A 24,966-nucleotide genomic window follows, 5' to 3' on the forward strand; every position below is an offset into this window, starting at 1 on the left:
TCAGGCCCCGGACATCGCTGTCAGCGTAGGCCGCAGACCTTCGAGATCATAGCCACCCTTGCGGGCGGTCTCCAGAATGTCATCGACGCTTTGCGTGCCTGCCTGACCCAGCGCCCAGATCACCGTGCATCGGGTGCCCGAGGCGCAATAGGCCAGAACCTTGCCCGGCGCATCGGCGACAAAGCCCATTTGCGCCGCGATATTATCGGGGGTCATCGTCTGATGCGTCAGCGGCAAAACCTTGAAATCCAGCCCCGCCTCTTGCGCCGCGACGGCCATCGCGTCTGCCTGATGGCTGGGCGGGTTTTCCGCGTCGGGCCGGTTGCAGATCACACGGGTAAAGCCTGCCTCGGCGATGGCGGGCAGGTCTGCCGGATCAATCTGCGGCGATACGAAATAGGCGGGGGTGATTTGACGAATATCCATAGCGCAGGTCTAGGCCGATGCCGTCCGTCTGTCCAGTATCTGACTGACGCGGGGTGCTGCCGCCATGCCAACCATCATCGCCACCAGAAACACCACTCCCGGGATACCGCCATACCCCAGCGAGGCCATCGCAGGCCCGGGGCACAGACCAACCAGCCCCCAGCCAATGCCGAACAACACCGACCCGATCACCAGCCTGCGGGTGATCTCGGTCGAGGGGCGGGGCGGGAACATGCTGCCGGCCAGTGGCTTGCGGCCCAGGGTCAGCCGCCATGCCACCGCCATGGGTACAATCGCGCCGCCCATGACAAAGGCCAGCGTCGGGTCCCATGCGCCGAAGATGTCCAGAAATCCCTGCACGCGGTTGGTGTCGGTCATCCCGGACAGATGCAGCCCCAGCCCGAACAGCCCCCCCGCGACGATGGCAATGAACAGCCGCATCCTACAAGCCTCCCATCAGGGCGCGCAGGCCGGCCACGGTGGCCACCCCTGCGCCGATGTAGATCAGCGTGGCGATGATGCCGCGGATACTCAGCCGCGAGATCCCGCAGACCCCGTGCCCCGAGGTGCAGCCGTTTGCCAGCCGCGTGCCCAAGCCAACGGCCAGACCGCCCGCGATCAGCAGCACCGGCGAGGCGGTGGCATGGGTTTCGACGCGGGCCGTGCCCAGATAATGAAACAGCGCAGGCACCGCGATCAGTGCTGCGACAAAGGCGACAGCCTCGGCCCAGCCACGCCGTGCGGTGCCGTCCAGAAGCCCGCCCAGAATGCCGGACGCGCCCATGATCCGCCCGTTGCCAAGCAGTAAGATCGATGCTGCGGTGCCGATGATCAGCCCGCCGAATAGGCCCCAAAGCCAAGAGACTTCCATATAAGATCCTTAGCTCTCAAAGTTTGTTGACCGGAATTTTCAGCATCACGTCGCCGTTGTCGTCCGCTGGTGGCAGGTGACCTGCGCGCATGTTCACCTGCAATGATGGCAGGATCAGCTTGGGCATGCCCAGCGTGGCATCGCGGTCCTGGCGCAGTTGCACGAAATCGGCGCATCCCACACCACCGCCAATGTGGACGTTGGCGGCTTTTTCCTCGGCGACGGTGGTTTCCCATGCGAAATCCTCGCGCCCCGGTGCCTTGTAATCGTGGCCCACGAAAATGCGGGTCTGGTCGGGCAGCGACAGAATGCGCTGGATCGAGGCGTATAGGTCGGTGGCCGACCCACCCGGAAAGTCGCACCGCGCGGTACCGAAATCGGGCATGAACAGCGTATCGCCCACAAAGGCCGCATCGCCGATCACGTAAGTCAGGCAGGCGGGCGTGTGCCCCGGCGTGTGCATCACATCGCCGCGCATCTGTCCGATGTGAAAACTGTCGCCATCTGCGAACAACTGGTCAAACTGCGATCCGTCGCGCTGGAATTCGGTGCCTTCGTTAAAGACCTTGCCGAATGTGTTCTGCACCACGGTGATGTTCTTGCCGATGCCGATCTTGCCGCCGATGCGCTCCTGGATGTAGGGCGCCGCCGACAGGTGATCGGCGTGCACATGGCTTTCCAGGATCCACTGGCATTCAAGGTCATGTTCGCGGATATGTGTGATGATCCGGTCGGCGCTGGCGGTGGATGTACGTCCGGCCGCATGGTCGAAATCCAGCACCGAGTCGACCACCGCACAGGCGCGGCCCGCAGGGTCCTTGACCACATAGCTGACGGTGTTGGTGGCCTGATCGAAAAAAGCTGTGACATCTGGGTGAAACATGGGACTCTCCAGCGTTTGTGTATTCAACATATGAACACCAAGCGCCGGTTTGCAAGCTCCGGGCCTCAGCCGAGGAAAATACCCAATACGACCAGCATCAGACCAAAGGCCGAAACAAACAGCGCGCCCAGGTTCAGCGGCACCACCGATTGCAACACGGCGCGCATGGCCTCGTCGTCCAGTTGCGCCCGCTTGGCACGGGCCACGCGGATGATGCACCACACCAGCCCCGCAAGGCCGATAAGCGATATCGCCGCACCCGCCCAGATGAGCAGGTCGAAGATCGGGAATGAGGTCTGTTGTTCCATGGACGATGCGCTACTGCATTGGCGCGCGGGGGGCAAGTCAGCCGTTGAAATCCAGCGCGATGGTGAACGTATAGGCGGGCTTGGTCAGCCCATTTGGCGCGCGGGCAAACCGGCGGGCGCGTTTGACGGCGGAAATCGCAGCTTTATCCAGTGCCGCATTCCCAGAGGAGGCCACCACCCGTACCGATTGCAGCACGCCTGAAGGTGCGATGGACAGTGCCAGTTTTGTGCGGCCTGCACCCGCGCCGCGTGGGGATGCGGCGTTGCGGCGTACCTTGGACTGGATGGCTGCCCCCCATTGTGCTTGCAGGGCGTTGGCGCGGGCGGTGGACAGGCTTTGGGTTTGCGCCGCGCCCCCGGTGCCTGCGGTTGCGGATTTGGCAGCCTTGCCCTTTGCGGTCGATTTGGCTTGTGGGGCCGATGCGGTGGCGGCGGGCTTGGGCTTGGCGGCGGGCTTGGCCTTTGCGGGCGGGGACAGATCGCGCGGACGCAGCATGGGGCGTTTCGAGGTTCTGGCGGTGGTGTCCTGAAATTGCGGGAGGTCCGGCGTTGGCGTGACAGCGGCCAACCGGTCAGGCGCTGCGGGGGCAGGGCGCGCGTCGGTGCGGGCCGTGGGGGTGACCTGAGGCGACTTTTCAGGTTGCGCCGGTTGCGCCACTTCGGTTTGCGGCTGCACTTTGGGCATGGGTTCGGGGATCGTGGGCAGTGCGGGGGCTGTCACGTCGAATAGCGGGGCCTGTGGCAGGGCCGTGGTGGCTGCGGGCACGTCGGTCACGGGGCGGATGGGAGCAGCCTCCACAGTCGCTTGTGTCTGTGGCATCGCGATTTCGGTGAGGGGCGCGGGGGGCTGCTCCCACGCCTCGGCCAGGGCGGCCATCGCGGCCGAGGCTGGGGCCACTGTCGCCGCCGCCGCGCCTGTATCCCCGGCCGAGGAAGCGCCTTGCGGGGCCGGAAACGCCGCCCACAGGCCGACGTGGGCACCTGCAGCCAGCGACAGGAAAACGGCGGCTTCGATCAGGCGCATCACTTTGCCCCCGTGATCAGTTCGACCCCGTCGACCCCTGCTGCCGCCAATTTCGGCAAAAGGGCGACCAGTTTGGCCGCAGGCAGCGCCGCGTCGGCACGCAGAGGCAGTACACCCACGTGGCCGGACAGCGCGGCCAGCGCTGCGTCGCCCGTCACACCGGCATAAGCCAACGTGCCATCGGCCCCGACATAGAGCGCGTTGGGGTCCAGCGGTGCAGCCTCTGAGGTGCTGTCTGGCACGGTGACATCGATGGGGTCTGGCGGCGCGATCTGGGCGCTCATCAGGAAAAAGATCAGCAGCAGGAAAACGACGTTGATCATCGGCACGATGTTTTCAGCGGCGCGGCGCGGCGGCGTTACGGGCGAGAAATCCAGCATGGCTATTCCACCACGATCAACTGCGTCAGACCTGCGGCACGCAATTCGTCCAGCGCGCGGACCAGATCCTGTACCGTGGCGCCGCCGCGTGCCCGCAGCAGGACGATATCGTCGGGCGCCGACATCAATGGGGCGAGGGCGGTGGGCAGGTCATCAACCGCCACGCCGTTCAGGGTGACGCCATGGGCCTCGATCCCCACCAGACGTGGCGGACCGGTGTACTCTGTCCCGCTGCCCGCTGTCTGCAAGGGCAGGGCGAAGTCGGTGCCAAAACGTGCGGCCAGCATGAAAAACACAAGCAGCAGAAACACCACGTCGATCATCGGCGTGAGGCTGGGCCTGCGGGCGGGCCGTATGGGGCCAAAGCTGAACATCAGGGGGCCTTTGGGCCTCGGGTAAAGACACGGGTCGCGGCGGTTTCCATGTCGCCTTGCAGCCGTGCGGCGATGCTTTCGAACCATGTTAGCGCCACGCCTGCGGGGATGGCCACGGCCATGCCTGCGGCTGTGGTCAGCAGCGCCTCCCAGATGCCACCGGCCAGGGCTGCGGGATCGGCGCGGCTTCCGGCTTCTTGCAGGGCCTGAAAGGCGTCGATCATACCGACCACCGTGCCCAGAAGCCCCAGCAACGGAGCGGTGGTGGCGATCAGTTCAAGCGCGCGCAGGCCGCTGCGGGCGTGAGCCAGATCAATGCGGGCATGGGCGGTGGTTTCCTCGCGCGCCTGTGCCTCGGTCAGGGCAGGGTCGTGGCGGGCGGTCATCGCGGTCAGCGCCATGCGGGCGCGAATGGACCTGCGACCGGTCAGCTTTGCGCGGGCCTCATCGGTCTTGCCTTGTGCCCAGTCGTCCAGCGCCGCCGCCGTGGCTGCGCCTGACCATGCGCCCAGCCGGGCAAGTTGCCACAGCTTCCACAGGATCAGCGCCAACGTCAGCACCGACAGCGCCGCGATCAGCCAAAGCACAGGGCCGCCGCGTTCCAGAAAGGCAATCATCGAGGGTGGCAATATCATTGTGTCTCTCCCCAGAGGGCGGTCAGAATGGCGTCAAGCCCGTCGGTCAAGGCCGCAGGCCCCGGTTGCAGGATCAGCGGCGACTTGATCTCGACGATTCGGCCCTGCGCCACCGCCGGAATGGCGTCCCAGCCCGCGCGGGTCGCGATCCGTTCGGTCCGCACCTTTTTGCCGCACCACGAGGCGATGATAACATCCGGGGCCGCGTCAATCACCTGCTGCGCATCCAGAATGCGGGCACGCGCGCCCTGTTCGGATTGCAGGTGGGCAAAGACATCGACGCCGCCCGCGATCTCGATCAACTCGGAGGCCCAGCGGATGCCGGAAATGGGCGGATCGTCCCATTCCTCGAAATAGACGCGGGGGCGGGACGGGCGCGGGGTGGCGCGGATCGTGTCAATGCGCGCGGCATAGTTGTCAGCGAGCGCCTTGGCGGCTGCCGCGCAACCGGTCAGCGCGCCCAAGCAGCGGATCATATCCAGTATGCCCGCGACCGAACGTTGGTTGAACCCGTGCACCGCAATGCCTGCGCGGATCAGATCGGCGGCAATGTCAGCCTGCAGGTCCGAAAAGGTCAGCACCAGATCGGGCTTCAATTCCAGTATCTTGGGCACATCCGCCGATGTAAACGCCCCCACGCGCGGCTTTTCGCGGCGCACGCGCGCGGGCCGGACGGCGTATCCGGTGACACCGACGATGCGGTCGGACTGGCCCAGCAGATACAGCGTTTCGACCGTTTCTTCGGTCAGGCAGACGATGCGTTCGGGGGGGAAGGCCATCAGACCACCTCGGACCTGCGCGAGGTGCGCATCCATTCCTGCGCGCCTTCCAGCACGGCAGTGTGGACGGCACGGCCAACCGCTTCGCCAAGGTCGGTGTGCATCCCGGCAAAGGGCGTATCGCCCACAGGCGCAGCGACCGCGATACAATCGGTGCCGGTGCCCGTGGCACTGCCGGTGGGCAGGTGATGGTTCACTTCCAACACGGCCACGGTGCGGGCCTGCGTGGCAATCGCCATCATCTCGATCAGGGCGGATTGGGTCAAGGCGACGTCTGTCTGCACGGCGACATTGATCGTGCCCCAATCCTTGCCCGACCGGTCCAGCCGTGTACCGATGCGCTCGGCGTTTGACAGGCCTACGGTGGCGACTGCGCGGGCAGTTGCGCTGCCTGCGGTTGCTGTATGTTCAGTCACGGCGCGAATGTCGCGCGATGTCAGAAAACAGACGTCGTCAGGCGTTCCACGCGCTGCCAGTTGGCCGGTCAGCCAGTCCAGCACGTCCAGATCCGGTGTCAGATCGGCATTGCGCACCTCGCGCCATGAAATTGCGCTGGCGGTCACGAAACCGGGCCGGTTCAGCGCCCAACTGAGCACCTGATGCGGCCCACCGAGATCAAAGCGCAGCCACGGGCGGTCAAGGGACAGCGGCACGGTCATGTCAGCGTGTCCAGCGTCTGGAACACGGGGCCGCGGTCGGTCATTTCGTAATGGGCGAGGATGCCAAAGACCTCTGCGAGGTTCTGGGGCGTCATCACGTCCACCGGGGCACCGTCCGCGACAATCGCACCCCGGTGCAGCAGGATCACGCGCGTGCAGTGCCGCGCGGCCAGTCCGAGGTCATGCAGAGAGGTCAGCACCGTGCGCCCCGAGGCCGCAAGGTCGGAAAACACCCGCATCGTGGCAATCTGTGCGGCGGGATCAAGGCCTGCGATCGGTTCGTCTGCCATCATCATGGGCGTATCCTGCGCCAGCGCGCGGGCGATCAGCACGCGAGCCTGTTCGCCGCCCGACAGCTGTGTCGCTGTGCGCTGGGCGTAAGCCTCCAGCCCCATTTGCGCCAGCGCGTCGGCGACGGCGGCAGCATTCTCGGCCTTGGTGCCGGAATGGGGCAGGCGGCCCAGTCGCACCAGCCGCTCCACGCTCACGGGCCAGGCGATTTCGCGGGCCTGCGGCAGCCACGCACAGGCGCGGGCGCGCTCCATGCTGGTCATCTGCGCCAGCGATGATGTGCCCTCGTGCGACAGCAACCCAAGGGCCGCGCGCATCAGGGTGGTTTTGCCGGCCCCGTTCGGCCCCAGCAGGCCGACGCATTCGCCGGGATGCAGGGTCAGCGACACGTTGTCGATCACCGGACACGCGCCGCGTTTGACAGACAGGTTTTGCAGGGTCAGCAAGCTCATTGCAGCGTCCCCCGTGTCTTGTAGATCAGGTGCAGGAACAGCGGCGCACCGACCAGCGCCATCAGCACGCCCAGCTTCAGATCCCGGTCGGGCAAGGCCACGCGCACAGCAATGTCCGCCGCCAGCACCATCGCCGCCCCGCCAAGCGCCGAGGCCCACAGCAACCGCGACGGCTGCCCGCCGACAAAGGGGCGCAGCACATGCGGCACCACCAGTCCGACAAAGCCGATGGAGCCTGCAACAGCCGTACCGGCGCCCACACAAGCCGCCGTGCCGATGACCAACGCCAGACGCAGCCGGGGCAGGCGCACGCCCATCGCGGCGGCGGCGTCTTCGCCCAGCGTCAGCGCATCGAGACCCCGGCCCAACGACCCCAGCAACACCCAGCCCACCACCATGAACGGCAGCGCCAGCCAGACGTGTGAAAACGACCGGTCCGCCAGCGATCCCAGCATCCAGAACACGATTTCAGCGGCGGCAAACGGGTTCGGCGACAGGTTCAGCACCAGCGAGGTAAAGGCCGAGGCCAGCGCCGAAATCGCGATCCCCGCAAGGATCAGCGTCAGCGCCGCACCCCCCGGTCCGGCCAGCGTCAGGATCATCGCCACGGCGATCAGCGCCGCCAGCAGCGCCGACAGCGGCAACGCCAAAGCAAAGGCAGCCGCCAGTCCGGTTTGCAGCGCCAACACCGCGCCCAGACCCGCCGCCGCCGACACGCCGATCAGGCCCGGCTCGGCCAGCGGGTTGCGCAGGTATCCCTGCATCGCCGCCCCAGACACACCCAGCGACGCGCCGATCATCACCGCCAACAGCGCACGCGGCAGGCGGATTTGCTGCATGACCACGCTCATCGGAGTGTCGTCGGTGGCGAACAGGCTGGTGAACGAATGCCAGACCGACACTGGCGTGGTACCGGTCACTAGCGAAATCACGAACAGGACCACGCACAGGGTCGTCAGAAGAACCGTCAGCTTCATTTGCGGGCCTCGACCTGTTTGCGCAGATTTACCATGCTGCGCACGGCGTTCAGCACGTTCGGCGTGCCGCAGACCCAATCGCGGTCGGTCAGCTCTCCGGCCATATAGGTGCCTTTCAGCGATGACAGCGCAGGGTGGTCCAGATTGTCTTCGGCGCGCGCGGCACCGGGGTAGTTGCGCCCTTGGATAATCACATCGGGGGCCAGCAGCACCAGTTGCTCCAGCGGCAGCACGCCAACCGACCCAAGGCCCACCTCTTCGGCGACATTGTCGAAACCCGCGGCGAACAACACATCGCCCGCCAGAGAGTGGCGGCCAGAGGAATAGTTGTTCACGTATGTGAGCGCGGCGCGGGGACGGTGTGCCGGAGCGGCAGACAGCTCTGCCAACTCTGCGTTGAATTCATCGATCAGCGCCTTGGCTTCAACCTCGCGGCCCAGAGCCTCGCCCATTTGCGTCAGCCGTTCGGGCACGTCCGACAGGGCACGGGCTGGGGCAAATTGTGCAACCTCAATGCCAAGATTGCGCAGCATCGAGATGGTCGCCATCGATGTGAATGTGCCCGCCAGCACCAGATCGGGCTTCAGCAGGTAAATCTCTTCGGCACCGGAGCCGTTGGCGGGCAGGGCGCGGGCCTGTTCGGAAAAAGCCGAATCCGTGTCTTCATGGGACAGGCGCGTGACCGACACCAGTTGACCGGGGGCTGCTATCAACAGCGCCAGTTGGTCGGTGCACAGGTTGATCGACACAACCCGCTGCGGCGGGGCCGCCAAAGCCGCAGCGGCGCTGACCAGCAGCGCCGCCAGGGACGTTATGAGATCAGAACGACGCACGGACGCCAAAGTAAATCGCGCGGTCCGAGGTGCCGTAACCGAACGAGGTCTGGTATTCCTCGTTGGTCAGGTTCTCCAGCCGCACATAGCCTTGGGTGGTCTCGCTGAAATCATAGGACATTGATGCGTTGACCACGGTGTAGTCTGGCATTGCAGTGCCACCATCGTCGGCGCGTCCCGCGACATGGTTCAGCACCAGCTGACCTGACAGCTTGTCGGTCAGGTCGGCTTCTACCCCAAGGACAAAGTCATGTTTAGGCACGCGGATCAGCTGGTTGCCTGTTGCATCCTTGGCATCAGTGTAAGTGTACGATCCGAACAGATCGGTGGTCGCGCCCAACGCCACGCGGCCCGACAATTCGAGACCTTCGGTGGTCGAGGTGCCCGGCACCTGATTATAACCGCCACCCGAGAATTCGATCAGATTGTCGATCTCGGTGTAAAAGACGGTGGCCTTGACCAGTGCATCGTTGGCAAAGCGGTGTTCAACGCCAATCTCGGCGCTGCGGCTTTCTTCTTGCTCAAGTGTGGGGTTGCCATAAACGGGGTGGAACAGTTCATACAGCGACGGCGCACGGAAACCGGTGCCGATGGAGGCGCGCAAAGTGGTATCCCCTGTGATCCGCCAGTTTGCGGCCAGACGGCCCGTGGTGAACCCGCCAAAGGTAGAGTGGTCGTCGTGACGCAGCGCAAAGCTCAGATCGACATTCTCGGAGGCTGCGTACTGCGCCTCGCCGAAGATAGAGGTGGTTCGATAGGTGCCATTGATGGTATCGACTGCGAACTCTTCCTCTGTGTAGCTGGCGCCAAAGGCCAGATCCACCGCGCCCACTTGTGTCACACCCTTATAACCAACTTCGGTGCGTTCACCAGTAAAGTAGCGGTTGAAGCCAACGGGATACTCGCGCTCGGTCTTTGAATAGGCCAGCGAAAGGGTGTGGTCGACTGTACCGCCCTCGATTTCGGCAAAGACCCGTGCGCCCAGACGCGTGGCCAGTTCCACTGCGGTCAGATTATCGACACGAAAGCCGTCCTGATCGGTTTCGCTGTCCAGATAGTTCAGCGCAAAGCCCAACTTGACCGTCTCGGTCGCGTGATAAGCCCCCGTCAGGAACAGCGTTATACCGGTGTAGCCGTCGGCCTCGGGGTTGCCTGCGTCTTCCTCGGCGGCGGAAAACCCGTTGGTGTCCACATGCGCAAGGGTAAAGGCCAGTTCGCCCTGTTCCGACTTGGTGGTGACACCAAAGGTTGCGGCATATGTGTCGTAGCTGCCCGCTTCGACGCTGTAGCGGTAATGTGTGCCCATCTCGGTCGCGCGCAGGGTGCTGATGTTGATCACACCGCCAATGGCTTCAGATCCATAAATCGCCGATTGCGATCCTTTCAGCACTTCGATGCTGCCGATGCCTGCAGTGGTCAATGCACCAAAGCTGTATTGAGTCTGCGTGCTGGCCGGATCGGTCATGTCGATACCGTCGATGTAAACCGGCACGTACTTTCCCGACAGGCCGCGAATGCGCAGAACCGACGACGTGCCCAAGCCGCCATTGCCTGACAGCGAAATGCCTGGCAACGTGTCCAATGTGTCCGACACACGGATGCTGGTGCTGTTTTCGATGGCCTCTTGGCCGACAACCTCGACCACAGTGCCGGTGCGTTTGGTCTCAACAGGTGTCTGGCTGGCCGATACGGTGATGGTGCCCAGGTCAAAGGCATCGTCCTGCGCCAAGGCCACGCGGGGCAGGGTGGCCAGTGCCACTACAGATGCCGAAGCAAGTAGATGTTTCATAAAATTGTCCCCTTACGGACGGGTCGGTCGGGTCCGGCCCTTTGGTCGTCGATTTGGGAAAGACAAAGTCGCCTTCCGCCGGTGAAACGCCACCAAAGCGGTCAGGCCGCCGACACATACGCACCCCGCGCCTGTATCCGGGTGATCCCTTTGGCAGGTCTCCTGACTTGCGGGTCATTGCGGGGCCGTGCCTTCCCGGGGTTGCTCCCCAGTGGCTTGTGACGGCTGCGCTCTCCGCTTACAGTTGCGGGGGCAGTCGCGGATTTGGGGGTATTGCCCCGAACCGCGTTCCCTTTAACGACGAGTCACCCCGCCGAACCAAAGTATGCGTGGCTTAGCCTGCGGATCGTTGCCGATCAAGTCGCGAATGCGACGCAGCACGCGGGGCCTGCGTCAAATGGCGCCAAAGGTGACTTGCAGGCGGAAGGGCAGGACGGTATCGGTTGGGTCTTGCCAGACCAGCCCTGACCGAAGGACGCGCCTCATGACCGACACCGCCACGAACCTTGAAAGCTACCGCGTGACCGCCGACGAACTGCGCCAGTTCATCGAGCGGATCGAGCGTCTGGATGCCGAGAAGAAAGACCTTGCCGAGCAGCAAAAAGAGGTGATGGCCGAGGCCAAGGGGCGCGGCTACGATACCAAGGTGATCCGCAAGGTCATCGCCCTGCGCAAGCGCGAGCCTGACGATATCGCCGAAGAAGAGGCGGTTCTGGAAATGTACAAAGAAGCGCTGGGCATGTCCTGACGCAAACTGCCGGGCGCGCGATTGCGTGCTTGGCATCTGCCGCACCCTGTCCATACCGGGACGGTGCACCCCTTTTCATGAACGCTTGCCGCCTTTGACCGGGCGGCGTAGCCTCATGGGTGTGGTCAATTGTCGGCCACGTGGGGATTTTCATGCAACTGACCACCCGTTTTGCCGCATTGCTTTTCGTCCTGTCCGGGGTGTCATCACCGGCCCTGGCCTCCGAGGCTTGTGAGGTTGTCGCAACCGTTGCGGGCGCGGCAAGCGTGCCACTTCATGCTGAACCTGACGAGAGTTCGGATCTTCTTTACCTTGTGCCGGTGGGAGATATTGTTCTTTATCCCCAGCAGGATATGGCTCCGGCGCAGTCAGAAAGCTGGCTGTGGGTGCGCCACGACCGCACACAACGCGACATCTGGCAAAGCGGCATCGCGGGCTGGTTGCGGGTTGAGAATGTGACGGATTGCGGCTGAGCGCGGCTGTGCTTAACCTTGGCCGTTCTCAAGAAACTGAAATGCTTCAAGAATGGTGTCCGCCAACCCGTCAAAGAAACGCGGCGTCATGACATCAATCAAACCCGAGGGCGCGCCCTCGGCCCTGGCCGGGCCTTCCGCGGCCTGTAACACGGCAAACATCGGTGTCTTGGCGCTCAGCAACTCACGATGGCTCGCGCCTGTGCCATGCTTCAAGACATTGATCGCCAGGTAGTATTGGTGAAGCCTGTGGGCAAGGTCATCATGTCCGGCGGCCGACAACCGGGCCTCGACTTTGCGTGACAGCGGGCCGCGTTTGAAATGGCGCTGCATGCGTGCCTCGAACACGGTAAAGATATCGACGGCCGCCAATTCGATTGCGACAGTTTCAGAATTCACGTCTTCGATTTGCGCGTTCGACAGAGGCTGACCCTGCGCATGTTCCAGGATTGCCGAAATCCGGTCTTGAGACGCGTTCGCAGCGGTCTGTGCGGCGTAAACCAGTTCCGGCAGGGTCTGTGAGGTTGTCATGGAGCGTCCTTGATAAGATTTGCTCTCCCAATAAGCTAAAATGTCGCCGAGGGTAGGTCCAAATGTACGCGCCGGTCCCGCAGGCTTCGTGACCTTGGCAAGAGATGAGAGACTTGGTGATTCTCCTGCAAGGTTGGGGTGTGAGCAGGTCGGGCGGCACAGTTCGAACACTGGCCATATTTAGCCAGGCTTCCGATGACACGCGCACCTATCACAGAACGCGGGCTGAGCGCCAAATCACTAAAATTTAAGGAAAAATGGTGCCCCCACACGGACTCGAACCGCGGACCTACTGATTACAAATCAGTTGCTCTACCAGCTGAGCTATAGGGGCACTCGGGCGCTCGTTTACTGCGCTGTTACACGGCGTGCAAGATGAAAATGCACTTGGGCATGCAGATAATGTTTGGTGGTTTTCCCGACCGTCAGAAACGCTATAACAATCCGACAGGCGCAGCGTCAGAGGATCAGGCACACACATTATGCAGATTGTTCTTCATACAGGCGCACATTTCACGGAAGAAGAGCGGCTGGTCAAATGCCTGCTGCGCAACAAGGAAGATTTTGCCGCCAAAGGTGTGGCCGTGCCAGGCCCGTCGCGATACCGCAAGTTGATGCGTGATACCTTTGCCGCGATGCAGAATGCGGCACCTGCCGAGGGCGCGCGGGATGTGCTTCTGGATGCGATTCTGGACGATGAGGATGCAGACCGGGTGATTCTGAGCCATGCCCATGTGTTCGGGGCACCTCGTGCTTCGGTGCGCAGCGGATTGCTTTATCCCAACGCCGCCGAGCGGATGCAGCAGCTGAGCCAGCTTTTCCCGCATGACCAGATCGAGATGTTCACGGCTCTGCGCAATCCGGCAGCTTTTCTGCCAGCGGTTTTCCGTGCGTCGCCGCAAGAGAGCGTGGAGGAGTTTCTGGGCGGGGTTGATCCGGCAGACGTGCGCTGGTCGGACATGCTGGCCGAGGTGCGTGCCGCTGCGCCACGTGTCAATATCACGGTCTGGTGCAACGAGGACACGCCGCTGATCTGGGCCGAGATCATCCGCGAATTGGCGGGGCTGGAGCATAACGAAAAGATCATCGGCGGTTTTGACGTTCTGGGGGACATCATGTCACCCGAGGGGATGCAGCGGTTCCGGGGTTATCTCAAGACCCATCCGGCGATGACAGAGATGCAGAAACGTCGGGTGATCGCGGCGTTCCTGGACAAGTATGCGCTGGAGGACGAGATCGAGGAAGAGCTGGACATGCCCGGCTGGACCGACGATCTGGTAGACGAGCTGACCGAGGTCTATGACGACGACATGCTGCGCATTCAGAAGATGCCGGGTGTGACGCTGATCGCGCCTTAGTCCGTGATGCCAAACGGCACCGACATTTGCGCCTTTTCACTGATCTAAAGTCGGGATCACCGGGGCAGGGCGTTGCTGTCGCTCGTGAAAATACATCGAAGCGCCGCTGTGAGCCCTCTGCGCGTGCCATCGCGAAAGCCCGCAAAGTCGTGTATGAGAGTTCTGAACCTCCAGCCAAGGTGCCGTCCTTGTATGTCGACTGTGCAAAGGGCAGGTGCGTTCATTGACGATGATCTCAAGTCTGCCTAACGTCCAGATAAAGGGCACAGCAAGGGCGGTCCTTCCCAAGATTCGAGGCGCGTTTTGATGTACATCAGTTGCGATTGTGGGGCCTTCAAGGCAGAGCTTACGCATTTCCCCGCGCATACGCCTGGCCGCTTGATGTGTTACTGTTCGGATTGTCAGCTCTATCTGAAAAAGCTCGGACGCGCGGAACTGCTCGACGCATTCGGTGGCACCGAAATCATCCCGGTCTACCCAAGCGAAATCCGCGTTACGCAGGGCAAAGAGCACCTTGTCTGCAACCGGCTCAGCCCGGAGGGGCTGTTTCGCTGGTCGACAGGGTGCTGCAATTCGCCTGTGGGGAACATACAGGCCAAGTTCCCTTGGTTTGGTATCCTGCATAATGCCTATCGTGCTGGCGATGATCCTGAGTGTCTGGAGCGTCTGGGTTCTGTGCGCAGCCGGATATATGGGCGCGACGCCACCGGCGAACCGCCCTTCGAGATCTCCGGGAAACTTGGGTTGAAGGATGCGCTGAAGGTGATGCCCTTCCTGATCCGGGGCTTCGTTCGAGGCAAGCAGAAGCCCTCGCCCTTTTTTAAAGAGGGATGGGAGCCGACCGTCCAGCCCCGGCTGCTCTGAGGCGCGACGGCCTCGTCCTGATCACCCGACACTGCCCTAAACCGGACCCAAGGTCGGGGTCGGGTCCGAAAGGCTTGGATTGTGGCTTGGCACTGCTGGGCCCTGGTTGTGGTGTCTCGCACCCCGATCGCAGCCCCCGCGTGGTCAGCCCTTCAATTGCGACGCTGCGCGCGCCAGTTCGGTAATTCCGTCCCAGTCCCCGGCCAGAACCATATCCTTGGGTGCAACCCAAGATCCGCCTGCACAGACCACATTTGTCAGGCTCAGGTAGTCGGCAGCGTTGGCAGGGCTGACACCGCCCGTCGGGCAGAACATCACTTGCGGGATGGGCGCGCCGATGGCCTTGATCGCGGCCGCCCCGCCCGAGGCTTCGGCGGGAAAGAACTTGAGCATCGTATAGCCGCGCTCCAGCAGGCGCATCGCCTCCGAGGCGGTTGCCGCTCCGGGCAGCAGCGGCAGGTCAGCCTCTTCGCAGGCGTCCAGCAAACGGTCGGTGGCACCCGGTGATACGCCGAATTGCGCGCCTGCATCCTTGGCGGCTTTCACATCTGCGGGGGTCAGCAAGGTGCCCGCACCTACGACGCCGCCAGCGACGCCTGCCATCTCACGGATCACCTCAAGCGCCGCAGGGGTGCGCAGTGTAACCTCGAGCGCGGGCAAGCCGCCCGCCACAAGGGCGCGGGCCAGCGGTGCGGCGTGGGTGGCGTCATCGACCACCAGAACCGGGATGATCGGGGCCATCTGTGCAATGCGCAGGGCGGCGGCGCTGGCGTCTTGGGGGGTCATCATGTCTCTCCTGTTAAGCCTTAAACGACCACGGCAGCGCCGGTGTCGGCCCCGCCCACGTTGGCACGGAACATGGCAAACAACTCGCGGCCCACGCCGTTTGTGTTGCCACTGAGGTCTGCCGTTGCGGGGGCGCGGTCTTCGATTCCTTCCGCCAGAACCTGCAACGTGCCTGCCTTGGCGTCCAGTCGGATCATGTCCCCGTCGCGCACTTTGGCGATCAGCCCGCCGTCCAAGGCCTCGGGGCTGACGTGGATTGCGGCGGGGGTCTTGCCCGACGCGCCGGACATGCGCCCATCGGTGACCAACGCCACCTTTTGCCCGCGTCCCTGCATCACCGCCATCAGCGGGTTCAGCGCGTGCAGTTCCGGCATACCGTTGGCCTTTGGACCCTGGAACCGGACCACGATCACGCAGTCGTCTGTCAATGTGCCTGCCTTGAACGCGGCTTTGACCTCTTCCTGGTCGTGGAACACGCGGGCAGGGGCCTCGACCAACTGGTGTTCATCTGCCACGGCGGAAATCTTGATCACGCCACGGCCCAGATTGCCGTTGAGTTGCTTCAGCCCGCCTTGCGGTGCGAACGGGTCGCTGGCGGGGCGCAGGATACGGTCGTTCTGGCTTTGGCGCGGGGCATCCTGCCAGCGTACCTCTCCGTCGATCAGCTTTGGCTCCTGTGTGTAGTCCTGAAGCCCGTTGCCCATCACTGTCACAGTGTCAGGGTGCAGCAGGCCTGCGTCCAGCAACTCGCCGATCATATAGGTCAGCCCGCCCGCCGCGTGGAAATGGTTCACATCGGCCAGCCCGTTGGGATAGACCCGTGCCATCAGCGGTGTCGCGTCGGAAATATCCGCCAGGTCCTGCAGATCAAGCTGCACGCCCGCCGCGCGGGCCATGGCGATGATATGGATCACCAGATTGGTGGACCCGCCCGTGGCCATCAACCCGACCAGACCGTTCACGAATGTCCGCTCGTCCAGAATATCGCAGACGGGGCGATAGTCGTTGCCCAGATTGGTGATCTCCAGCGCCCGCTTTGCCCCCGCATGGGTCAGCGCGTCGCGCAGGTCGGTGTCGGGGTTCACAAAGGACGCGCCAGGCAGGTGCAAGCCCATGAATTCCATCAGCATCTGGTTCGAGTTGGCGGTGCCATAGAAGGTGCAGGTGCCCGGTCCGTGATACGAGGCCATTTCGGCCTCCATCAACTTGTCGCGCCCAACCTGACCCGAAGCGTGCAACTGGCGCACCTTGGATTTCTCCTCGTTCGGCAAGCCCGAGGGCATCGGCCCCGCAGGCAGGAAGATCGACGGGATATAGCCGAATGTCGCCGCCGCGATGATCAGCCCCGGCACGATCTTGTCACAGACGCCCAAGTAGACCGCGCTGTCAAAGGTGTTGTGCGACAGCGCCACGCCCGCGGCCAAGGCGATCACATCGCGCGAGAACAGCGACAGCTCCATGCCGGTCTGGCCCTGGGTCACGCCGTCGCACATTGCCGGTACGCCGCCCGCCACCTGCGCCGTGCCGCCGTTGGCCAGCGCGGTTTGCTTGATCAGGTCGGGGAACCGCTGGAACGGCTGGTGCGCCGACAACATGTCGTTATAGGCGGTGACGATGCCGATGTTGGGGCTGATACCTTCGACCAGCGAGGCCTTTTCCGCGCCCATCGCGGCAAAGGCGTGGGCCTGGTTGCCGCAGGTCAGATGCGCACGGCGCGGCCCGTCCTCGGCGGCGCGGCGCATCCGGTCGAGATATTGCGCACGGCTGTCTGCCGAACGTTTGACGATGCGGGCTGTGACGTCCTGAATTTTGGGGGCGAGGGCCATAGCAGGCGTTCCCTTCATGGATATGTGTCATTGGCTGTTTTGGTTTTGTTAGCGCTAACGGGTGTTGATTTCAACCCGTAGTTTGTTCGGTGCAGAGCGCAGAGCAGGGGGATTGCAGCAGCATAGCACAGGTCTGCAAGTTTCGCGAACCGGTGCCTGAACGTGTAAAAAAGCTGCGACACCTTGCCCGATCTCGCACCAGTCGCTTGACGCATGGAGCGATTTCAGTAATTGACTTTTTTAATCAGAATTTGCCGCAACAGGAGTTTCCATATGCGTTTCGCCCATCCTCTCTCTCTCGCCTTTGCCACATTGATGGCACTTCCGGCCTATGCTGATGGCGAGTTGAACCTTTATTCCTCGCGTCACTACGACACCGACGAGCGGCTCTATTCCGACTTTACCGAGGCCACTGGCATCACCATCAACCGCATCGAAGGCAACGCCGACGAGCTGATCGCGCGGATTCAGGCCGAGGGGCAGAACTCGCCAGCGGACGTGTTGCTGACAGTGGACACCTCGCGCCTGAAACGCGCCAAGGATGCGGGCGTGCTGCAATCCGTGGACAGCGACATTCTGGAAAAACGCATTCCGGGTTACCTCCAGGATGCCGACAACGAATGGTTCGGTTTCTCGCAACGCGCGCGGATCATCTTTTATGACAAGACACGCGTGCCGAATCCACCGCAAACCTATCTGGATCTGGCCGATCCGGCCTATAAGGGGCAGGTGTGCCACCGGTCTTCCACTGCCGTCTACTCCCAGACGTTGCTGGCCGCGATGATCGAGAACTTTGGCGAGGAAGAGGCCAAGGCATGGGCACAGGGTATGGTCGACAACTTTGCCCGCGATCCCCAAGGCGGTGACACCGACCAGTTGCGCGGTCTGGTGTCCGGCGAATGCGACATTGCGATTTCCAACACCTATTACTTCGCGCGCGCCCTGCGCACCGAGGTCAAAGGGCTGGAGAAAGACGCGATTGCCAACATTGGCTGGGTGTTCCCCGCGCAGAACGCCGAAGGCGCGCATATGAACCTGTCGGGGGGTGGCGTGGCTGTCCATGCACCGAACCGCGACAACGCGGTGGCCTTCCTTGAATATCTGGCGTCAGACAAGGCGCAGGAATATTTCTCGGCCGGCAATGACGAATACCCCGCCGTACCGGGTGTGGGCCTCAGCCCTTCGGTCGCAGCTCTGGGCATGTTCAAGCCGGATGACGTCGACCTGTCCGCCGTGGCCGAGAACGTGCCCGCCGCGCAGAAGATCTTTAACGAAGTCGGCTGGAAGTGATCTTTCACCCGGACCGGTAAAACACGAATGGCGCGGTCGCCCGCGCCATTTTGCATGTCATAGGATGGCTAGAACGGTTGAAAGCGCCCGTACTGCCCCTGATCAAAGGCCAGGCCGGCTCCTGTTGCCTTGGTGGCCACCTGTGTCACGCGCCCCAAGATAATGCTGTGATCCCCTGCAGGGTGCGAGGCATGATGCGTGCAGTCAAAACGCGCAAGACACCCATGCAACAGCGGTACGCCTTGGGCATCTATGTCATGCGGATAGGCGTCGAAGCCTTCTCCATTCGCGGCGAAATGCAGCGCCATGTCGGCTTGTGCATCCGTCAGCACGTGTATGCTGAAGTGTTGCGCCTGCGCAAAGGCATCGTGCCTGCGTGAGGTGTTGGACAGCGACCACAGCACCAACGGCGGGGCCAATGACACCGACGAAAAGGAATTGGCGGTGAACCCCAGCGGCCCGATTTCGGACTGGGTGGTGATCACGGTAACCCCCGTGCCAAACCGCCCGAAGGCGTGGCGCAAGGGCACGTCGGTGTCAGGTCCGGGGGCAAATATCAGGTCGTAGGCGTTCATCCGACGACGGGTGCCATGTTCCGCCGGTGGTGTCCATATCCGATCAGATGCGGGGGCACCGGGACCGGATGCCGCGACGGCACCGGAACATTGCGCGGCGTGCACACGTTGTCCTGTCAGCGCGGGCAAGCCCCGCACCAAATACCGAACGGGAGACCAAGATGACCTATATCACCCCCAAGACCATCACCGCAGCCCTGGCCGTGACCGCCAGCCTTGCCGCAGGCACCTTTGGCCTGTCCACCGCCGCACAGGCCCAAGGCAAGGACCGCGCCGAACTGGGCTTGCTGGACTGCAACGTCGAAGGCGGCAGCGGTTTCGTGTTTGGTTCGACCAAGCAACTGGCCTGCACGTTCAACCCCGCCAATGACGCCTTGCCGCCCGAATATTATACCGGCTCGATCGAGAAGTTCGGGCTTGATCTGGGGCGCAGCGACGGCGCGGTGATCAAATGGGTCGTGCTGGCCCCGACCGAACAGGAATATGTCACTGGCGCGCTGGCAGGCACCTATGGCGGTGTGACAGCCTCGGCATCCGCTGGTGTGGGGCTTGGCGCCAATGCGATGCTGGGTGGCTCGGACGACACCTACGCGCTTCAACCGTTCAGCATCTCGGGCGAGACAGGCATCAATCTGGCCCTTGCTGTCAGCCAGATGGAATTGGTGTCAGCGCCTGCGCAGTAAGCGCAAAGCGTTTGCGATTTAGAAAAGGCCCGGCAATTGCCGGGCCTTTTTTGCATTTGGCGGATGCAGCCCGGATCATCCGGCTCTGGATCACCACCGGGATACAACCGGTCCAGCCCACGCGGGAATACAGCTTTCGGCACGGTATCGCGGCCCGCTGCATCCGGGTTTTGCGTTCCCGAAAATCCACGGTATCACTGTGCCGCAGACAGGAGGCCGCGCCCCGATGATCACGGAACTTGATGACTTTTTCACCAAAGGGTGCGGACGATGCGCGCGCTTTGACACGCCCGACTGCTCGATTGTGCCGTGGGGCAAGGGCCTTGAGGAACTGGACCGGCTTTGCCGAAACGTGGGGTTGGAACCTGCGCTGAAATGGGCGCACCCGTGCTATCTGCATGCCGGACGCAACATCGCCATGCTGGGGGCATTTCGCGGTGACTTCCGGCTGAGTTTTTTCAACGCGGCATTGATGAAAGACCCCGAGGCCGTGCTGGAACGCGCCGGACTGAACACGAAACACGCCCATATGATCCGTTTCACCGCGAACGAACAGGTGGCGGCAATGGAGCCGGTCATCACAGCCTATCTGAAAGAGGCGATGGGCTATGCGGCTGCAGGTCTCAAGGCGCCACCAGATGACAGCGAACTTGAAATACCCGAGGAACTGACCGAGGCGCTGGATTCCGATCCCGAACTGGCCGAGGCATTCCATGCCCTGACGCCGGGGCGGCGCAAAAGCTATGTCATCAACCTGTCCTCGGCAAAACAATCGGCAACCCGCGTCAAGCGGATTGCCGGATTTCGGGACAAGATCTTGGCGGGCAAAGGGGCGACCGACCGGTAGCGGTCTGTCGCAGCACCCGATTTACTTTCGCGTCGCTTCGGCCACGGCTCGGCTGACGGTCGTGGCGATCTCGTCAATGGAGCCCATGGCGTCGATGCGCTGCAAGGCGCCGCGCTTTTCGTAATAGGTGATCAGCGGGGCGGTCTGCTTGTGGTAGGCCGCCAGCCGTTCGGCCACTGTTTCGGCGTTGTCGTCCGACCGCCGCTTCATGTTCGAGGCGCCGCAGACATCGCAGACCCCATCCACCTTGGGTTTCTTGAAGCTGTCGTGATACCCTTCGCCGCATTCACCACAGGTGTAGCGGCCTGCGATGCGGTGCACCATGGCCTCGTCATCGACCTCAAGGCTGATGGCAGCGTCGATCTTTTGCCCGCTTTCCGCCAGCAATTCGTCCAGCGCCTCGGCCTGAACGGTGGTGCGGGGAAAGCCGTCCAGGATCACGCCCTTGGCGGTGTCGGGGGATGCAAGACGGTCGCGCAGGATCGCAATGACGATCTCGTCACTGACCAGGCCGCCCGATTTCATCACCTTGTCCGCCGCCTTGCCCGCCTCGGAGCCTTCGGCGACCGCCGCACGCAACAGGTCACCAGTGCTGAGCTGCACCAGCCCATAGCGTTTCTCCAGCATCCGCGCCTGCGTGCCCTTGCCGGCGCCCGGAGGTCCCAGCAGGATCAGCACGGGAGGCGCGAGTGTGGCAACATTTGCGGTGGTCTTGCTCTCGGTCATGCGTGTCAGCCTTTGTTCATGCGGTTGGCGATCAGGTCATCGACAACGGAAGGGTCAGCCAGTGTCGACGTGTCGCCCAATGCGCCAAAATCATCCTCGGCGATCTTGCGCAAGATGCGGCGCATGATCTTGCCCGAGCGGGTCTTGGGCAGGCCGGGGGCCCACTGGATCAGGTCGGGCGAGGCGATGGGGCCGATCTCGTTGCGGACCCATGTGCGCAGTTCCTTGCGCAGGTCTTCGGAGGGCTCCTCGCCGCTCATCAGGGTGACATAGCAATAGATGCCTTGTCCCTTGATGTTGTGCGGATAGCCGACAACCGCCGCTTCGGCGACCTTGTCGTGGGCGACCAGCGCACTCTCGACCTCGGCCGTGCCCATGCGGTGACCGGATACGTTGATCACGTCATCGACGCGGCCCGTGATCCAGTAATCGCCGTCCTGATCGCGGCGGCACCCGTCGCCGGTAAAGTAATAGCCTTTGTAGTCGCTGAAATAGGTCTGTTCGAACCGCTCGTGGTCACCCCAGACAGTGCGCATCTGGCCGGGCCAGCTGTCCTTGATGCACAGGACACCCTCGACGCCGTTGCCTTCGATCTCTTCGCCGCTGGTCGGGTCCAGGACCACGGGTTCAATGCCGAAAAACGGTCTTTGCGCAGCACCCGGTTTGGTTTCATGGGCGCCGGGCAGGGGGGTCATCAGGTGGCCGCCGGTTTCGGTCTGCCACCATGTGTCGACGATGGGGCAACGCCCGCCGCCAACCACATCGTTGTACCATTCCCACGCTTCGGGGTTGATCGGCTCGCCGACGGTACCCAGCAGCTTCAGGCTGCTCAGGTCGGCCTTTTTCACGAACTCATCGCCCTGACCCATCAGTGCGCGGATCGCGGTGGGGGCGGTGTAGAATTGCGAAACCTTGTGCTTTTCGCAGATCTGCCAGAACCGGCTGGCGTCAGGATAGGTGGGCACGCCCTCGAACATCAGCGTGGTCGCGCCATTGGCCAGTGGACCGTAGACGATATAGCTGTGGCCGGTGACCCAGCCCACATCGGCGGTGCACCAGTAGATGTCGCCATCATGGTAATCGAAGGTGATCTGATGCGTCATCGCCGCATAGACCAGATAGCCGCCGGTGGTGTGCACCACGCCCTTGGGCTGTCCGGTGGAACCCGAGGTGTAGAGGATGAACAATGGGTCTTCTGCGTTGACTTCAGTTGGCTCGCACGTGTCCGAGGCCGTTGCCGACAGCGCGTTGTAGTCGTGGTCGCGGTCCGACCATGGCACATCGGCACCGGTGCGGCGCACGACCAGCGTCTTGACGCTGTCATCGCAATTGGCCAGCGCCTTGTCCGCGTTGGTTTTCAGCGGCGTGTTGCGTCCGCCGCGGGGCGCCTGGTCGGCGGTGATCACCACCTTGGCGCCGCAGCCGTTTACACGGGCGGCCAGCGCGTCAGGCGAGAAGCCAGCGAAAACGATCGAATGGATCGCTCCGATGCGCGCACAGGCCAGCATGGCATAGGCGGCCTCGGGGATCATCGGCATGTAGATCACCACCCGGTCGCCTTTTTCGACGCCCATGTCTTTCAGCACGTTGGCCATCTTGCAGGTGGCCTTGTGCAAATCGCGATAGGTGATGTGCAGCGCGTCGTCGTCAGGGCTGTCAGGTTCCCAGATAATCGCGGTCTGGTCGCCGCGCGCCGCAAGGTGGCGGTCGATGCAGTTGGCCGAGACGTTCAGCGTGCCGTCGTCATACCATTTGATCGACACGTTGCCAAAGTCATAAGAGACGTCCTTGACCCGCGTATAGGGTTTGATCCAGTCGATGCGCTTGCCGTGCTCGCCCCAAAAGGCCGCCGGATCGGCAACGGATGCGGCATACATCTTGTCATAATCGGCAGCGTTTACATGCGCATTTTCAACCATGTGAGCGTGCGGGGCGTGGGTTCTGGTCATCGTAGGCTTCCTCCCTGGCGATCTTTTTCGGTCTAGGGCGGGCAATTGACAAGCCCGCATCGGCTCTGTCGCTCCATCCTCCCTGACGTGATCGTGATAATACTGCGATGTGAAAAGAAGGAAATAACTTGCGGAAAAATAACGGTTTCACTGTAAAGGTTTTTCCGATACCGCCAACATTTTGTAAATTTATACCTGACGTCGCCCATTTTTCTCATAGTTTCCGGCGATTGCATGTCAAATGAACGTGGCGGCAAAACCTGCGCAAACGCCTCAATTCTTCGGCCGCCCGGGCCTTATCCGACCTTAGTCCCTGTGCCCGATGGCCGCAGGTGTCGCGGTGGAGCAGAATCGCGCAAGATTATTTCGCGCCCCCTCGAGGGGTCCGTTTCTCGGGGGTTCTGGGTATTGGCATGATGGGAAACGCAAGTTACCCTGACGCCAAGCGGGCCATCCAAGGCTCGCGTAAGGGAGAGTATCATGAACAAATTTACGCTGGGCGCCGTCGCAGGCGCGCTGACATGCACCTTTGCACTCGAGGCTGCCGCGACCGAATGGAACGTCAGTGTCTGGGGCAAACGTCGCGCCTTTACCGAACATGTCGAGAAACTGGCCGAACTGGTTGCGGAAAAGACCAACGGCGAATTCACCATGAACGTCAGCTATGGCGGCCTGTCGAAGAACCGCGAAAACCTCGACGGCATCAGCATCGGTGCATTCGAGATGGCGCAGTTCTGCGCAGGTTATCACCCCGACAAGAACCGCGTGATCACCGTTCTGGAGCTGCCGTTCCTGGGTGTCGAAAACCTGGAGCAGGAGGTTGCCGTGTCCAACGCAGTCTATGCGCATCCCGCAGCCATCGAAGAAATGGCGCAATGGAACGCCAAGCTGCTGATGACCTCGCCCATGCCGCAGTACAACCTTGTCGGTACGGGCGATCCGCGTGACACACTGGCGAAATTCGACGGTATGCGGGTACGCGCCACTGGCGGCATTGGCGAGGCATTCGAACTGGTCGGCGCCGTGCCCACTTCCGTGACCTCGGCCGAAGCCTACCAGGCGATGGAATCGGGCGTTGTGGACACTGTGGCCTTTGCCCAGCACGCGCACCTCAGCTTTGGCACGATCAATCAGGCCGACTGGTGGACTGCCAACCTGAACCCCGGCACCGTGAACTGCCCCGTTGTGGTGAACATCGACGCATATGAATCCCTGAGCGATGCAGAACGCGAAGCGCTGGACAGCTCGGTGCCCGAGGCGATCGACCATTATCTTGCCAACTATGGTGAACTGCTGAAACGCTGGGACACCGTTCTGGAAGAGAAGGGCGTGGAAAAAGTGATGTACAGCGACGAGACCATTGCCGATTTCCGCGAAAAAGCGGCGGGACCGATCCGTGACGCATGGATCGCGGACATGGAAGGTCAAGGCCTGCCGGGTCAGGAACTGTACGATCTGGCTGAAAAGGCCCTGGCTGATGCCAAGGCTTCGGGCAGCTAATCCACGGCAGGGGGGCACCCTCGGGTGGCCCTGATACGAGGACACGTCAAGCCACCGCAGGGCGTCTTGCGGTGGCTTTTCATACTTTGAATGTGCTCGCGTCAAAACCGGGTCTGAACACCGGTCACA

General features: G+C 62.5%; 29 protein-coding genes, 1 tRNA gene and 1 riboswitch. Of the genes, 8 read left to right on the forward strand and 22 right to left on the reverse strand.

From position 1 onward, the window contains the following. From BUC08_RS15580 to BUC08_RS15650, 15 genes are all read right to left on the reverse strand, one after another. Nucleotides 1-426 (reverse strand): protein tyrosine phosphatase family protein, encoded by a 426-nt coding sequence (locus BUC08_RS15580; RefSeq protein ID WP_037925820.1) that lies wholly within the window; start codon nt 424-426, stop codon nt 1-3. Nucleotides 427-435: 9 nt separating this feature from the next. After that, on the reverse strand, nt 436-867 hold the full coding sequence (locus BUC08_RS15585) for a DUF6691 family protein (protein ID WP_037925817.1): 432 nt from the start codon (nt 865-867) through the stop codon (nt 436-438). A gap of 1 nt (nt 868) precedes the next feature. Continuing rightward, a complete protein-coding gene (locus BUC08_RS15590) occupies nt 869-1,297 on the reverse strand; it encodes a YeeE/YedE family protein (protein ID WP_037925814.1) in 429 nt (142 codons plus the stop codon). Nucleotides 1,298-1,313: 16 nt separating this feature from the next. Beyond that, a complete protein-coding gene (locus BUC08_RS15595) occupies nt 1,314-2,180 on the reverse strand; it encodes an MBL fold metallo-hydrolase (RefSeq protein ID WP_037925810.1) in 867 nt (288 codons plus the stop codon). A gap of 65 nt (nt 2,181-2,245) precedes the next feature. Next, nucleotides 2,246-2,488, reverse strand: a complete 243-nt coding sequence (locus BUC08_RS15600) for a hypothetical protein (protein ID WP_174861657.1) — start codon at nt 2,486-2,488, stop codon at nt 2,246-2,248. 37 nt (nt 2,489-2,525) lie between these two features. Then, complete coding sequence (locus BUC08_RS15605; protein WP_051694274.1) at nt 2,526-3,512, reverse strand: TonB family protein; 987 nt, start codon at nt 3,510-3,512, stop codon at nt 2,526-2,528. Further along, nucleotides 3,512-3,892: an ExbD/TolR family protein gene (locus BUC08_RS15610; RefSeq protein ID WP_037925802.1), complete on the reverse strand. Its 381-nt coding sequence runs from the start codon at nt 3,890-3,892 to the stop codon at nt 3,512-3,514. The genes BUC08_RS15605 and BUC08_RS15610 overlap by 1 nt, the downstream gene beginning before the upstream one ends. 2 nt (nt 3,893-3,894) lie before the next feature. After that, nucleotides 3,895-4,266, reverse strand: coding sequence for an ExbD/TolR family protein (locus tag BUC08_RS15615; protein ID WP_174861658.1), 372 nt, complete (start codon nt 4,264-4,266; stop codon nt 3,895-3,897). Further along, nucleotides 4,266-4,901 (reverse strand): MotA/TolQ/ExbB proton channel family protein, encoded by a 636-nt coding sequence (locus BUC08_RS15620; protein WP_037925799.1) that lies wholly within the window; start codon nt 4,899-4,901, stop codon nt 4,266-4,268. The genes BUC08_RS15615 and BUC08_RS15620 overlap by 1 nt, the downstream gene beginning before the upstream one ends. Beyond that, a complete protein-coding gene (locus BUC08_RS15625) occupies nt 4,898-5,716 on the reverse strand; it encodes a cobalamin-binding protein (protein WP_224769678.1) in 819 nt (272 codons plus the stop codon). Before BUC08_RS15625 ends, BUC08_RS15620 begins: the two co-directional genes overlap by 4 nt. Further along, nucleotides 5,680-6,339, reverse strand: coding sequence for an adenosylcobinamide amidohydrolase (locus BUC08_RS15630; protein WP_037925797.1), 660 nt, complete (start codon nt 6,337-6,339; stop codon nt 5,680-5,682). Before BUC08_RS15630 ends, BUC08_RS15625 begins: the two co-directional genes overlap by 37 nt. Further along, nucleotides 6,336-7,082, reverse strand: a complete 747-nt coding sequence (locus BUC08_RS15635) for an ABC transporter ATP-binding protein (RefSeq protein WP_037925796.1) — start codon at nt 7,080-7,082, stop codon at nt 6,336-6,338. Before BUC08_RS15635 ends, BUC08_RS15630 begins: the two co-directional genes overlap by 4 nt. Beyond that, nucleotides 7,079-8,059, reverse strand: coding sequence for a FecCD family ABC transporter permease (locus tag BUC08_RS15640; RefSeq protein WP_037925793.1), 981 nt, complete (start codon nt 8,057-8,059; stop codon nt 7,079-7,081). The genes BUC08_RS15635 and BUC08_RS15640 overlap by 4 nt, the downstream gene beginning before the upstream one ends. Continuing rightward, the gene (locus BUC08_RS15645) at nt 8,056-8,892 is read right to left on the reverse strand and encodes an ABC transporter substrate-binding protein (protein WP_051694333.1); all 837 of its coding nucleotides are present in this window, start codon (nt 8,890-8,892) and stop codon (nt 8,056-8,058) included. The genes BUC08_RS15640 and BUC08_RS15645 overlap by 4 nt, the downstream gene beginning before the upstream one ends. Then, a complete protein-coding gene (locus BUC08_RS15650) occupies nt 8,879-10,681 on the reverse strand; it encodes a TonB-dependent receptor plug domain-containing protein (RefSeq protein ID WP_037925787.1) in 1,803 nt (600 codons plus the stop codon). Before BUC08_RS15650 ends, BUC08_RS15645 begins: the two co-directional genes overlap by 14 nt. A gap of 135 nt (nt 10,682-10,816) precedes the next feature. Then, nucleotides 10,817-11,019: riboswitch (cobalamin riboswitch) on the reverse strand. A gap of 146 nt (nt 11,020-11,165) precedes the next feature. Between BUC08_RS15650 and BUC08_RS15655 the strand changes: the two genes are divergently transcribed. Both BUC08_RS15655 and BUC08_RS15660 read left to right on the forward strand, forming a co-directional pair. After that, nucleotides 11,166-11,429 (forward strand): DUF2312 domain-containing protein, encoded by a 264-nt coding sequence (locus BUC08_RS15655; RefSeq protein WP_028958061.1) that lies wholly within the window; start codon nt 11,166-11,168, stop codon nt 11,427-11,429. A gap of 152 nt (nt 11,430-11,581) precedes the next feature. Next, a complete protein-coding gene (locus BUC08_RS15660) occupies nt 11,582-11,902 on the forward strand; it encodes a hypothetical protein (RefSeq protein ID WP_037925784.1) in 321 nt (106 codons plus the stop codon). Nucleotides 11,903-11,914: 12 nt separating this feature from the next. Here the strand turns inward: BUC08_RS15660 and BUC08_RS15665 are convergent, their stop codons facing one another. Further along, a complete protein-coding gene (locus tag BUC08_RS15665) occupies nt 11,915-12,433 on the reverse strand; it encodes a hypothetical protein (RefSeq protein ID WP_037925782.1) in 519 nt (172 codons plus the stop codon). Between the two features lie 258 nt (nt 12,434-12,691). Continuing rightward, nucleotides 12,692-12,767 (reverse strand) — tRNA-Thr (locus BUC08_RS15670). Between the two features lie 148 nt (nt 12,768-12,915). Here BUC08_RS15670 and BUC08_RS15675 point away from each other — a divergent pair. Further along, nucleotides 12,916-13,791: a hypothetical protein gene (locus BUC08_RS15675; RefSeq protein ID WP_037925780.1), complete on the forward strand. Its 876-nt coding sequence runs from the start codon at nt 12,916-12,918 to the stop codon at nt 13,789-13,791. 306 nt (nt 13,792-14,097) lie between these two features. Further along, on the forward strand, nt 14,098-14,655 hold the full coding sequence (locus BUC08_RS15680; protein ID WP_051694267.1) for a DUF6151 family protein: 558 nt from the start codon (nt 14,098-14,100) through the stop codon (nt 14,653-14,655). Between the two features lie 144 nt (nt 14,656-14,799). Here BUC08_RS15680 and eda read toward each other — a convergent pair whose 3' ends face one another. Continuing rightward, entirely contained in the window at nt 14,800-15,444 is a 645-nt protein-coding gene (gene eda, locus BUC08_RS15685; protein WP_174861659.1) for a bifunctional 4-hydroxy-2-oxoglutarate aldolase/2-dehydro-3-deoxy-phosphogluconate aldolase, read from the reverse strand. Between the two features lie 17 nt (nt 15,445-15,461). After that, complete coding sequence (edd, locus tag BUC08_RS15690; protein WP_037925778.1) at nt 15,462-17,267, reverse strand: phosphogluconate dehydratase; 1,806 nt, start codon at nt 17,265-17,267, stop codon at nt 15,462-15,464. A 273-nt stretch (nt 17,268-17,540) separates the two neighbouring features. On the opposite strand from edd, the gene BUC08_RS15695 reads away from it, so the two are divergent. Then, nucleotides 17,541-18,557, forward strand: coding sequence for a Fe(3+) ABC transporter substrate-binding protein (locus BUC08_RS15695; RefSeq protein ID WP_037925776.1), 1,017 nt, complete (start codon nt 17,541-17,543; stop codon nt 18,555-18,557). Between the two features lie 68 nt (nt 18,558-18,625). Here BUC08_RS15695 and BUC08_RS15700 read toward each other — a convergent pair whose 3' ends face one another. Further along, nucleotides 18,626-19,261 carry a flavin reductase family protein gene (locus BUC08_RS15700; protein ID WP_318173645.1) on the reverse strand — a complete coding sequence of 212 codons (636 nt, stop codon included), beginning with the start codon at nt 19,259-19,261 and terminating at the stop codon, nt 18,626-18,628. 32 nt (nt 19,262-19,293) lie between these two features. Between BUC08_RS15700 and BUC08_RS15705 the strand changes: the two genes are divergently transcribed. Next, nucleotides 19,294-19,815, forward strand: coding sequence for a DUF992 domain-containing protein (locus tag BUC08_RS15705; RefSeq protein ID WP_037925772.1), 522 nt, complete (start codon nt 19,294-19,296; stop codon nt 19,813-19,815). 226 nt (nt 19,816-20,041) lie between these two features. Beyond that, nucleotides 20,042-20,662, forward strand: a complete 621-nt coding sequence (locus BUC08_RS15710; protein ID WP_037925770.1) for a YdeI/OmpD-associated family protein — start codon at nt 20,042-20,044, stop codon at nt 20,660-20,662. Between the two features lie 21 nt (nt 20,663-20,683). Here the strand turns inward: BUC08_RS15710 and BUC08_RS15715 are convergent, their stop codons facing one another. Both BUC08_RS15715 and acs read right to left on the reverse strand, forming a co-directional pair. Further along, nucleotides 20,684-21,388 (reverse strand): adenylate kinase, encoded by a 705-nt coding sequence (locus tag BUC08_RS15715; RefSeq protein ID WP_037925767.1) that lies wholly within the window; start codon nt 21,386-21,388, stop codon nt 20,684-20,686. A gap of 5 nt (nt 21,389-21,393) precedes the next feature. Next, nucleotides 21,394-23,337, reverse strand: a complete 1,944-nt coding sequence (gene acs / locus BUC08_RS15720) for an acetate--CoA ligase (RefSeq protein ID WP_037925765.1) — start codon at nt 23,335-23,337, stop codon at nt 21,394-21,396. Between the two features lie 480 nt (nt 23,338-23,817). Here acs and BUC08_RS15725 point away from each other — a divergent pair, with 480 nt between their 5' ends. Then, the gene (locus BUC08_RS15725) at nt 23,818-24,837 is read left to right on the forward strand and encodes a C4-dicarboxylate TRAP transporter substrate-binding protein (protein ID WP_037925763.1); all 1,020 of its coding nucleotides are present in this window, start codon (nt 23,818-23,820) and stop codon (nt 24,835-24,837) included. Nucleotides 24,838-24,966: the final 129 nt, after the last annotated feature.

It is taken from the genome of Pseudosulfitobacter pseudonitzschiae (assembly GCF_900129395.1).
Taxonomy (GTDB): Bacteria; Pseudomonadota; Alphaproteobacteria; order Rhodobacterales; family Rhodobacteraceae; genus Pseudosulfitobacter; species Pseudosulfitobacter pseudonitzschiae.

Bases quoted from the DNA above. Each gene is read 5' to 3' on its own strand.
- BUC08_RS15580 (WP_037925820.1), bottom strand. From the start codon at position 426: ATGGATATTCGTCAAATCACCCCCGCCTATTTCGTATCGCCGCAGATT.
- BUC08_RS15585 (WP_037925817.1), bottom strand. From the start codon at position 867: ATGCGGCTGTTCATTGCCATCGTCGCGGGGGGGCTGTTCGGGCTGGGG.
- BUC08_RS15590 (WP_037925814.1), bottom strand. From the start codon at position 1,297: ATGGAAGTCTCTTGGCTTTGGGGCCTATTCGGCGGGCTGATCATCGGC.
- BUC08_RS15595 (WP_037925810.1), bottom strand. From the start codon at position 2,180: ATGTTTCACCCAGATGTCACAGCTTTTTTCGATCAGGCCACCAACACC.
- BUC08_RS15600 (WP_174861657.1), bottom strand. From the start codon at position 2,488: ATGGAACAACAGACCTCATTCCCGATCTTCGACCTGCTCATCTGGGCG.
- BUC08_RS15605 (WP_051694274.1), bottom strand. From the start codon at position 3,512: ATGCGCCTGATCGAAGCCGCCGTTTTCCTGTCGCTGGCTGCAGGTGCC.
- BUC08_RS15610 (WP_037925802.1), bottom strand. From the start codon at position 3,892: ATGCTGGATTTCTCGCCCGTAACGCCGCCGCGCCGCGCCGCTGAAAAC.
- BUC08_RS15615 (WP_174861658.1), bottom strand. From the start codon at position 4,266: ATGTTCAGCTTTGGCCCCATACGGCCCGCCCGCAGGCCCAGCCTCACG.
- BUC08_RS15620 (WP_037925799.1), bottom strand. From the start codon at position 4,901: ATGATATTGCCACCCTCGATGATTGCCTTTCTGGAACGCGGCGGCCCT.
- BUC08_RS15625 (WP_224769678.1), bottom strand. From the start codon at position 5,716: ATGGATGCGCACCTCGCGCAGGTCCGAGGTGGTCTGATGGCCTTCCCC.
- BUC08_RS15630 (WP_037925797.1), bottom strand. From the start codon at position 6,339: ATGACCGTGCCGCTGTCCCTTGACCGCCCGTGGCTGCGCTTTGATCTC.
- BUC08_RS15635 (WP_037925796.1), bottom strand. From the start codon at position 7,082: ATGAGCTTGCTGACCCTGCAAAACCTGTCTGTCAAACGCGGCGCGTGT.
- BUC08_RS15640 (WP_037925793.1), bottom strand. From the start codon at position 8,059: ATGAAGCTGACGGTTCTTCTGACGACCCTGTGCGTGGTCCTGTTCGTG.
- BUC08_RS15650 (WP_037925787.1), bottom strand. From the start codon at position 10,681: ATGAAACATCTACTTGCTTCGGCATCTGTAGTGGCACTGGCCACCCTG.
- BUC08_RS15655 (WP_028958061.1), top strand. From the start codon at position 11,166: ATGACCGACACCGCCACGAACCTTGAAAGCTACCGCGTGACCGCCGAC.
- BUC08_RS15660 (WP_037925784.1), top strand. From the start codon at position 11,582: ATGCAACTGACCACCCGTTTTGCCGCATTGCTTTTCGTCCTGTCCGGG.
- BUC08_RS15665 (WP_037925782.1), bottom strand. From the start codon at position 12,433: ATGACAACCTCACAGACCCTGCCGGAACTGGTTTACGCCGCACAGACC.
- BUC08_RS15675 (WP_037925780.1), top strand. From the start codon at position 12,916: ATGCAGATTGTTCTTCATACAGGCGCACATTTCACGGAAGAAGAGCGG.
- BUC08_RS15680 (WP_051694267.1), top strand. From the start codon at position 14,098: ATGTACATCAGTTGCGATTGTGGGGCCTTCAAGGCAGAGCTTACGCAT.
- eda (WP_174861659.1), bottom strand. From the start codon at position 15,444: ATGATGACCCCCCAAGACGCCAGCGCCGCCGCCCTGCGCATTGCACAG.
- edd (WP_037925778.1), bottom strand. From the start codon at position 17,267: ATGGCCCTCGCCCCCAAAATTCAGGACGTCACAGCCCGCATCGTCAAA.
- BUC08_RS15695 (WP_037925776.1), top strand. From the start codon at position 17,541: ATGCGTTTCGCCCATCCTCTCTCTCTCGCCTTTGCCACATTGATGGCA.
- BUC08_RS15705 (WP_037925772.1), top strand. From the start codon at position 19,294: ATGACCTATATCACCCCCAAGACCATCACCGCAGCCCTGGCCGTGACC.
- BUC08_RS15710 (WP_037925770.1), top strand. From the start codon at position 20,042: ATGATCACGGAACTTGATGACTTTTTCACCAAAGGGTGCGGACGATGC.
- BUC08_RS15715 (WP_037925767.1), bottom strand. From the start codon at position 21,388: ATGACCGAGAGCAAGACCACCGCAAATGTTGCCACACTCGCGCCTCCC.
- acs (WP_037925765.1), bottom strand. From the start codon at position 23,337: ATGACCAGAACCCACGCCCCGCACGCTCACATGGTTGAAAATGCGCAT.
- BUC08_RS15725 (WP_037925763.1), top strand. From the start codon at position 23,818: ATGAACAAATTTACGCTGGGCGCCGTCGCAGGCGCGCTGACATGCACC.